Raw genomic sequence first — 8,443 nt, forward strand, 5'->3', positions numbered from 1 at the left:
GCCGGGCTGGCTCGGCGCCGGCGCGGCCGCCCGCTCCTCGGCGCTCTCCGCGATCGCCGGGGCCGTCGAGGCCGCGACCGCCGAACTGGCCGCCCTCGCCGTCCGGGAGGTGGGCAAGCCGCTCGCCGAGGCCCGGGCCGAGGTGGCCCGCACCGTCGCGATCTGGCGGTACTACGCCCAGGCGCCGTACGAGCCCACCGGCGCCCTGCACGAGACGGCCGGCGGCCCCGGGCTGCTGCTGACCCGCCGCCGTCCGCACGGTGTCGCCGGCCTGATCACCCCGTGGAACTTCCCCTTCGCCATCCCGTCCTGGAAGGCCGCGCCCGCGCTCGCGGCCGGCAACACCGTGGTCCTCAAGCCCGCACCCGAGGCCACCGCGTGCGCCCAGCGGCTCGCCGCGGTCATCCAGCAGGCCCTGCCCGACGGGGTGTTCACGGTCGTCGCCGGTGGCGCCGTGGAGGGCAACGCCGTGCTCTCCACCGCCGACGCCGTCTCCTTCACCGGCTCCACCGCCGTCGGCGACGCGGTCGTCCGCGCCGCCACGGCGCGGGGCGTCCCGGTCCAGGCCGAGATGGGCGGACTGAACGCCGCGATCGTCCTGCCCGACGCCGACATCGCACGGGCCGCCGCCCACATCGCCTCCGCGATCGCCGGGTACGCGGGCCAGAAGTGCACCGCCACCAGCCGCGTGATCGCGGTCGGAGCCGCCCTCGACCCGCTGCGCGAAGCCCTCGCCGAGGCACTGCGCGCGCTCCCCGTGGGCGATCCGGCGGATCCGGCCACGGTGTGCGGGCCGCTCATCTCCGGCCTGGCGCGCAACCGTTTCGACCAGGCCCGGGGAGAGTTGTCCGTACTGGCCGCCGGTGCGGCTCCCGACGGGCCCGGCTGGTACGCGGCACCCACCCTGGTCGAGAAGGTCCCGCCGGGCCACCGGCTGCTGCGCGAGGAGGTCTTCGCCCCTCTCGCGGTCCTGCTGCCCGCGGACGACCTGGCCCACGCCGTACGGATCACCAATGGCGTCCCGTACGGACTGGTCACCTCCGTCCACACCGCCGGTCTGGACGCGGTCCTGCACGGTCTCGACCGGCTCGACACCGGCATGGTGCGCGTCAACGCCCCGTCCACCGGCGTCGACTTCCACCTGCCGTTCGGCGGCGCCAAGGCGTCGGGCCACGGCCCGCGCGAACAGGGCCGCGCGGCGCTGGAGTTCTACACCGCGAGCCGTACCTACACACTGACTCCCGCTGACGCAATGTGACATTGTACGCTGGTGGTCCAGTCCATCGGGGCACGAAAGGGACACCATGGGGCACCTCAAGCAGCGCAATCTCATCACCGCCAGAGAGCGGCTGCGTGATCAGGTCGCCCACGCCCTGCGAGCCGCGCTCATCTCCGGTGAACTCCACCCCGGCGAGGTCTATTCGGCGCCGGGGCTCGCGGAGGACTTCGGCATCTCCGCGACGCCCGTACGCGAGGCGATGCTCGACCTGGCCCGGGAGGGCCTGGTCGAACCCGTCCGCAACAAGGGCTTCCGGGTGACCGAGGTCAACGAGCGCGACCTGGACCAGTACACCGAGATCCGCACCCTGATCGAGGTGCCGATGACCGGGCGGATCACCCGCACCGCGGCCGCCGAGGACCTCGAAGCGCTGCGCCCGGTCGCCGAGGAGATCGTGCGCGCCGCGCGCGAGCACGACCTCATCGGCTACCTGGAGGCCGATCGCCGGTTCCACCTCACCCTGCTGGCGCTCTCCGGCAACGAACGCCTCGTCGAGACCGTGAGCGATCTGCGCAAGCGCTCGCGCCTGTACGGGCTGACCGCGCTGGACGAGCGCGGCGAGCTGGTCCATTCGGCCGAGGAACACGTCGAGCTCCTCGACCTGATGCTCGCGCGCGACGCCAAGGGCGCCGAGAAGTGCATGGCACGGCACCTGGGACACGTGCGCTCCCTGTGGGCGAAGGGCGAGGGTCAGGGCAAGGACAGGACCGACGACGGTGCCAGGTCCGGCCGGAAGTCCTGAGCGGCGGGACGTGAAGCGCTACGGGAGGTCGCCGGCGTCGGTGCCGGGCGCCGGCGACTCCGTGGGGAAGTGCCGTACCAACTCGTCCACGACCGCGCGGGCCGCCGGGGAGACCCAGCGCCTGCGGTGCCGCGCGAGCAGGACGGGAACGGCCGGGATCAGCGGTCCGGCCACGGTCGTCAGACGCCCCTCGCCGAGAGCGTCCGCGACGGTCGCGCGGGGCAGCAGCGAGAGGCCGAGTCCGGCGGTCACGCAGGAGCGCGCGGCCTCGATGCTGCCGAATCGCGTCAGCCGGGTCCGCGCCCCCGGCACGGCGAGCAACTGCTGGATGAGCCAGTCGCTGTAGGAACAGCCCTGCTCGTGGACGAAGAAGGTCTCCCGCGCCAGCTCCTCCCACGTCGCCGGTGCCTCCCGGCCGGCCAGCGGGTGGCCGGGAGGCGCGACGAGGACCAGCGGTTCCCGGGCCACGGGTTCGATGGCGATGTCGGGGAAGACGGCCTGCTGTTCCAGCAGGAGGGCGATGTCGAGCCGTCCCGTCCGCAGCCCCTCCACGGCCGCCGCCGTGCCCACCGGTGCCAGGTCGACCTCCACGCCGGGGTGGGTGCGGCGCAACGCGGCGATGACACCGGGCAGGCGGGCCGAGCACAGCGTCTCGCCCGCGCCCACGACGACCCGGCCCGCGGGCGGCCCCTGCGCGGTGGCGGCCGCGCGCAGCCGCGACTCCGCGTCCAGCACGCCCTCCGCCTCGTCGAGCAGGCGCCGGCCGGCCTCCGTGATCAGCGCGCCTCTCGGCATCCGGTCGAAGAGCCGGGTGCCCAGCTCCTTCTCCAGCGACCGGATCTGCACGGTGACGGTGGACTGGGCGAGATGCAGCTCGGCCGCCGCGGCGGTGAAGCTCTCGGTCCTGGCCAGCGTGGTGAAGGTGCGCAGCAGTCGGGTCTCCATACACATGAGCATAGAGAAATCCATCGCATTTCTCGATGGATCTCATGATGAACAATCGCTTGCCATGATGACGCGGTCGCGGGAGGGTAAGGGCATGAACCACGAGACCTCCACCGAGATCCTGCGCTACGCCGCCTTCACCTCCGACCCGGCGGGCGGCAACCCCGCCGGCGTCGTCCTCGACGCCTCCGGGCTCGACGCACGGGCGATGTCCGCTGCCGCCGCCGAGGTGGGCTATTCCGAAACGGCCTTCGTCACGGAGCGGGACGACGCACGACGACGGTTCCGGCTGCGGTACTTCAGCCCCCTGGACGAGGTGGCCTTCTGCGGACACGCCACCGTCGCCACCGCGGTGGCGCTCGCCGAGCGCGTCGGCCCCGGCGACATGGTCTTCGACACGCCGGTGGGGGAGATCCGGGTGGCGACCACCACCGACGGGGGCGCCGGCCGCGCCACGCTCACCAGCGCCCCCACCCGCTCCCGCCCGGCCGAGGAGGCCGAACTGGCCGCCGCCCTCGGCGCCCTGGGCTGGGCGCGCGCCGATCTCGACCCGGAGCTGCCTCCGCACGTCGCCTTCGGCGGCAACGACCACCTGGTCCTGGCGGCCGGCTCCCGGGCCCGGCTGGCCGATCTGGACTACGACTTCGACGGCCTCGCCGAGGTGATGCGCTCGTACGGCTGGACCACCGTGCAACTGGTGTGGAGCGAGACTCCGGAGCGGTTCCACGCGCGCGACCCCTTTCCGGTCGGCGGCGTCGTGGAGGACCCGGCGACGGGAGCGGCCGCCGCGGCGTTCGGTGGCTACCTGCGGGCGATCGGCCGGATACGGGAGGCGGCCACCCTCACCATCCGCCAGGGGGAGGACATGGGCCGCCCCAGCGACCTGATCGTCGAGGTGGACCCGGCGGACCCCCGCGTACGGGTCACCGGCCGCGCGGTGCCCATCGGGGAGTGAGTTCCCGGTAGGGAACCGCCGGACCCGGGGGACTGCCGCGCTCCGGACCGGAGGCGGGAGCCCCGTGCCATTGGCCCTCTCCTGGCGCAGTCAGTCGCGCCAGGACTGTGCCAATGGCACACTCGTTCCGGACTCCCTTGAGCCAACAGCCGCAATGATGGTGTGATGGGGGCGTCGATGGCGCTGCGGATCTCCGCGGCGCCTTTTTCATGCCGGAGTTCCGAAGGGTCGGGAAGCATTGCTGAAGAGGGCGTTCATGGCACCGGATCCGGGCCGGGCCAGGCTGCGGACCGCCATCCGTGCCGTCATGGGTGTCGCCTTCGCGGTCGCCGTCGTCCAGCTGTCCGGGCTGCCGATGACCGCCTCCATCACCGGAGGGCTCGCGGCGCTGCTCGCGCTGTTCACCGTCGCCGACGGGACCGTGCGGCGCCAGGTGATCACCACCGCGCTGCTGCCGGCCGTCGGCTTCCCCGTGCTCGCCCTGGCGGCGGCCCTGCACGGACTGCCGCTGGTGCGTGACGGGGCCTTCCTCGCCGTGGTCTTCTGCGGGGTGTACGCCCGCCGCTGGGGCCCGCGGGGCAACGCGCTCGGGATCTTCGGCTTCATGATGTTCTTCGCGACGCAGTTCCTGCACGCCGTCCCCGCCCAGCTGCCGCACCTGTACGCGGCCGTCATCATGTCCCTGGCGGCCGCCGGACTCGTCCGCTTCGGCCTCTGGTGCATCGAGCGGCGCACCCCGCCGCCCGCCGGCCCCGCGCCCCTCGCCACCCGCGGCCTCGCCCGCGTCACCACCCGCCAGGCGTTCCAGGCCACCTTCGCGTGCGGCCTGGCGCTCGCCGTCGGCCAGCTGGTCTCCGACGAGCGCTGGTACTGGGCCGTCGGCACCGCCTGGTGGATCTTCGTCAACACCGCCTCGCGCGGCGAGACCCTCGTCCGGGGCTTCCGCCGGGTCCTGGGCACGATGATCGGCATCGCCACGGGCATGCTCGTGGCCATCCCCCTGCACGGCGCCGCAGCCCCCACCGCGGTCCTCGTCGCGGCCTGCGTCTTCGGGATCTTCTACTCGGCCGCCGTCTCCTACACCTGGATGATGTTCGCGGTGACCGTGATGGCCGGACTCCTCTACGGGCTCCTGGGCGTCCTGGACGCGGACCTGCTCACCCTCCGCCTGGCCCAGACCGGCGTCGGTGCGGTCGGCGCGGCCCTGGCCGTCCTCGTCGTGCTGCCCGTGACCACGCACGCCGCCACCGACGCGTGGATCCAGCGCGCGCTGCGCTGCGTGCACACCTGCGCGGCCGAGGCCGCCGCCCGGCTCGCGGGCTCCGAGACCGCCGATCCCGCCCATCGGGTCGCCGAACTGGAACTCCTGCTCGGCAGGGTGCGGCTCTCCCTCGCCCCGCTCGTCCACCCGCTGAGCCCCCTGCGCACCCGCAAGGAGAAGGCCCGCCGCGTGCTGGCCCTCCTCGACGACTGCGCCCGCGAGGTGCGGGGCCTGGCGTCCGTCGCCGCGGACCCGGAGGCGTCCCACGACGACCGCCTGGCCGCCGCCTGCTGGCGCGTGGAGGCCGCGGTCGAGGCGCTCACTACCCCGGGCAGGGCGCGCGACGCGGCACCGCTCGCGGCCGTCCCGCACGAGCCGGTGTCCGAGGCGGCGCTCACCCACCTCCACGGCCTGGAGCGGGCCCTGGCCGAACTGGCGGCACCCCTGCACAGCACCCGGCCCTCACCGCTGGTCGGGGCCTGACCTTCCCGGCCGCCCGCCGGTCGGCGCGCTGCCGGAAGCCTGCCCCCGCACTGTCCGTACCGGCGTGTAGCGTCTGAGCAACAGCGTTCGGCGGGGAGGCGGCACGGTGGTCGGCAGCGCACAGCGAGGGCGGCGGGGGCGGTACGCCTACGTCGGGTCGTTCACCGAGGCGGGTGGCCAGGGGCTGAGCGTCGCCGAGGTGCATCCGGACACCGGCGGACTCGTCCGGCTGTACTCCACCGACGCCGTCGTGAACCCCTCCTTCCTCACCCTCTCGCCCGGCGGCGACGTGCTGTACGCCGTGAGCGAGACCGACGAGGGCGCGGCGGCCGCCTTCTCCCTCGCCGACCCCGCGCGGCCCGAGCCCCTCGGCGCGCCCGTGCCGGTGCGCGGCGACGGCCCCACCCACCTGGTCTTCGCGGGTACGCACCTGTTCACCGCCAATTACGGCTCGGGCAGCGTCAGCGCCCTGCCGGTCCGTACGGGCGGGGGCCTGGGCGCTCCCTCGGCCGTCCTCGCGCATCGCGGGGCGGGGCCGGTGGCAGGCCGGCAGGAGGGGCCGCACGCGCACGCGGTCGTGCCCGATCCCTCGGGGCGCTGGCTGCTGGCGGTCGATCTCGGCACCGACTCGGTGTGGACGTACGCCTTCGATCCCGTCACGGCCCTGCCCCGCCCGCACCACGAGACACCGCTGCGGCCCGGCACCGGGCCCCGGCACCTCACCTTCCACCCGGACGGCGAGCGGGCCTACGTCCTCAACGAGCTGGACTCCACCGTCACGGTTTGCCGGTGGAACGCGTCGGAAGGGGACCTGGAGCCCCTCGGCGAGACGCGGGTGGTGCCGCCGGGGGTGGCGGGGCCCACCTATCCGTCGGAGCCCGTGATCTCCCCGGACGGGCGGTTCCTGTGGGTCGCCAACCGGGGTCACGACAGCATCGCCACCCTCGCCCTCGACGCCTGTGGCGACAGCCTCGAACTGCGGGCGGCCGTCGGCTGCGGCGGCCACTGGCCCCGCGACCTGACCCTGCACCCCTCGGGGCGGCAGCTGTACGCGGCCAACGAGCGCTCCGGCGACGTCACGTGGTTCACGGTCGACCCCGTCACGGGCATGCCGCGGCCCGGCGGCTCGCTGCCGCTGCCCGCCGCGTCCTGCGTGATCTTCTCCTGAGGCGGATCCGGGAGCGGGGCGGGCGTGAACGGCCGGAGGGGCTCCCGCGCGGCGGGAGCCCCTCTCCGGACGCCGGACGACCAGGGGTGCGGTCAGGCGCGTACAGACGTGTGCGGGTGGTTCAGCGGCCCGGGGCTCCCTGGAGCGACGGCTGTGTCGTTATGCCGAGCACGCCCGCGTACTTGGCGAGGGCCAGCTTCCCTATCGCCGGGTAGGCGCCCAGCGGCTCGGCCGCCGCGCAGGACACCTCGCGGGCGGCAGCGGCAGCGAGGCCCTCGGAGACCTCGGGCCCCACGAGGCAGGGGGCGAGCGCCAGGTTCCGCGAGCCGGACGAGCGGAGCTGGTCCGCGGCACGGGCGATGCCGCCCTCCTCGTCCAGCGCGGCCGCCAGCACGGGCACGGCGAGGCGGGCGGAGAGCAGCATTCCGGTGATGCCGGCCGCCTGCACGGCCTCCTCGCCACCGACGGTCGCCAGGATGATCCCGTCCGCGGCAGTTGCAACTGTGAACAGTCGTGCGCGGTCGGCGCGGGCGAGGCCCGCCTCCGAGAGGCGTACGTGCAGCGCCTCGGCGAGCAGCGGGTGCGGACCGAGCGTGTCGGTGAGCTCGGTCACGGAACCGCTGTTCATCACCGACTGGCGTATGCGGCGCATCAGGGCGTTGTCCGGTCCCGCGAGCAGCGGCACCGTGATGGCGGTGGGCCAGCGGTCCCAGGACTCGGCGGCCTCGTCCTCGGCCTCACCGGTCGGCTCTCCGCTCGCGCCGACGGCGCGCTGGGCGGCCGCGTGGGCGAGGACGGACTCCAGCGACGGATAGCCCACGCTGTCGCCGTCTGCGTCCACGTAGCCGATGCGCGCGTCCAGCCCGGGGAGCTCCGAACGGGCGATGCTGAGGATCTCCTCGGCGAGGAGGCGGGTGGCGGGGTCGGGTGTTCCGGGCACGGCGAGAACCAGCGGGGGCGCACCCACCGGAGCGGCCGCTGGCTCCGGCCGCCGGTGCCGTCCGGGTTGACGGGGACGCGGCATTCGTACAGGCAGGCCAGGCGCGGGCCCTGTGGGGGAGCTCATGGCGCCGCATGTTAGTCGTTCATCGCATCAGACTGTTCGGGTGGGTCCGTCCCGGTGTCGTCTGTCCGGATTTATTCGCCCGCCCGAGCGACACGGGCGGGGGTGTTCAGCAAATGATACGCAACATCGCCGCGTCGGCGGGCACCAGCAGACTGCCCGTCACCAACGCTCCTGCCACGCGTAACGCGCCGTCCAGCGGTTCGCCCGAGGCATCGACGAGCCGCGCGTGAGGGAGTTGCTTTTGCAACTCCTCGCGCACAGGTATGAGCAAGGGATCACCCATGCGGAACAATCCACCGGTCAACGCCACTTCACGCGGCGCACCCTCCTCCCGCGTCCCCTCCGTCAGCCCCCTGGACGCTGTCGTTCGGCCGGAAGCAGCGGCCGGGCGCGGACAGACCGCGGCGGCGGCGTCGGCGATGTGGCGGGCCGCCTCGCGCAGGATGGCGGCGGCGACCGGGTCGTCGGCCGCGCACCCGCCGACCTCGGGTGCGAAGGAGGCGAGGACGGCGGGCCGGTCCGGGCGCGGATACAGCAGGCCCGG

Annotated in this window: 7 protein-coding genes and 1 pseudogene; 5 read left to right on the forward strand and 3 right to left on the reverse strand. The window is 74.2% G+C overall.

Annotated elements, in window-relative coordinates; all coding sequences use genetic code 11:
• Together J7E86_RS30345 and J7E86_RS30350 are read left to right on the forward strand one after the other, a co-directional pair.
• Nucleotides 1-1,258, forward strand: a 1,258-nt coding sequence (locus J7E86_RS30345; RefSeq protein WP_215086031.1) for an aldehyde dehydrogenase, incomplete at its 5' end; no start/stop codon positions are given.
• A 46-nt stretch (nt 1,259-1,304) separates the two neighbouring features.
• Nucleotides 1,305-2,021 (forward strand): GntR family transcriptional regulator, encoded by a 717-nt coding sequence (locus tag J7E86_RS30350; protein WP_215086032.1) that lies wholly within the window; start codon nt 1,305-1,307, stop codon nt 2,019-2,021.
• Between the two features lie 18 nt (nt 2,022-2,039).
• On the opposite strand, the gene J7E86_RS30355 is transcribed toward J7E86_RS30350, so the two are convergent.
• A complete protein-coding gene (locus J7E86_RS30355) occupies nt 2,040-2,966 on the reverse strand; it encodes a LysR family transcriptional regulator (RefSeq protein ID WP_215086033.1) in 927 nt (308 codons plus the stop codon).
• A 94-nt stretch (nt 2,967-3,060) separates the two neighbouring features.
• Here J7E86_RS30355 and J7E86_RS30360 point away from each other — a divergent pair, with 94 nt between their 5' ends.
• The 3 genes from J7E86_RS30360 (at nt 3,061) to J7E86_RS30370 (ending at nt 6,833) form a co-directional block, all read left to right on the forward strand.
• Nucleotides 3,061-3,921 carry a PhzF family phenazine biosynthesis isomerase gene (locus J7E86_RS30360; protein ID WP_215086034.1) on the forward strand — a complete coding sequence of 287 codons (861 nt, stop codon included), beginning with the start codon at nt 3,061-3,063 and terminating at the stop codon, nt 3,919-3,921.
• Nucleotides 3,922-4,177: 256 nt separating this feature from the next.
• On the forward strand, nt 4,178-5,665 hold the full coding sequence (locus J7E86_RS30365) for an FUSC family protein (protein WP_251019906.1): 1,488 nt from the start codon (nt 4,178-4,180) through the stop codon (nt 5,663-5,665).
• Between the two features lie 106 nt (nt 5,666-5,771).
• Nucleotides 5,772-6,833 (forward strand): lactonase family protein, encoded by a 1,062-nt coding sequence (locus J7E86_RS30370; RefSeq protein WP_215086036.1) that lies wholly within the window; start codon nt 5,772-5,774, stop codon nt 6,831-6,833.
• A gap of 121 nt (nt 6,834-6,954) precedes the next feature.
• Here the strand turns inward: J7E86_RS30370 and J7E86_RS30375 are convergent, their stop codons facing one another.
• Together J7E86_RS30375 and J7E86_RS30380 are read right to left on the reverse strand one after the other, a co-directional pair.
• A complete protein-coding gene (locus tag J7E86_RS30375; RefSeq protein ID WP_215086037.1) occupies nt 6,955-7,899 on the reverse strand; it encodes a sirohydrochlorin chelatase in 945 nt (314 codons plus the stop codon).
• A 106-nt stretch (nt 7,900-8,005) separates the two neighbouring features.
• Nucleotides 8,006-8,443, reverse strand: a pseudogene (locus J7E86_RS30380) (ATPase); the annotation flags it as partial.

Source organism: Streptomyces sp. ISL-11 (assembly GCF_018614525.1).
Classification (GTDB): domain Bacteria; phylum Actinomycetota; class Actinomycetes; order Streptomycetales; family Streptomycetaceae; genus Streptomyces.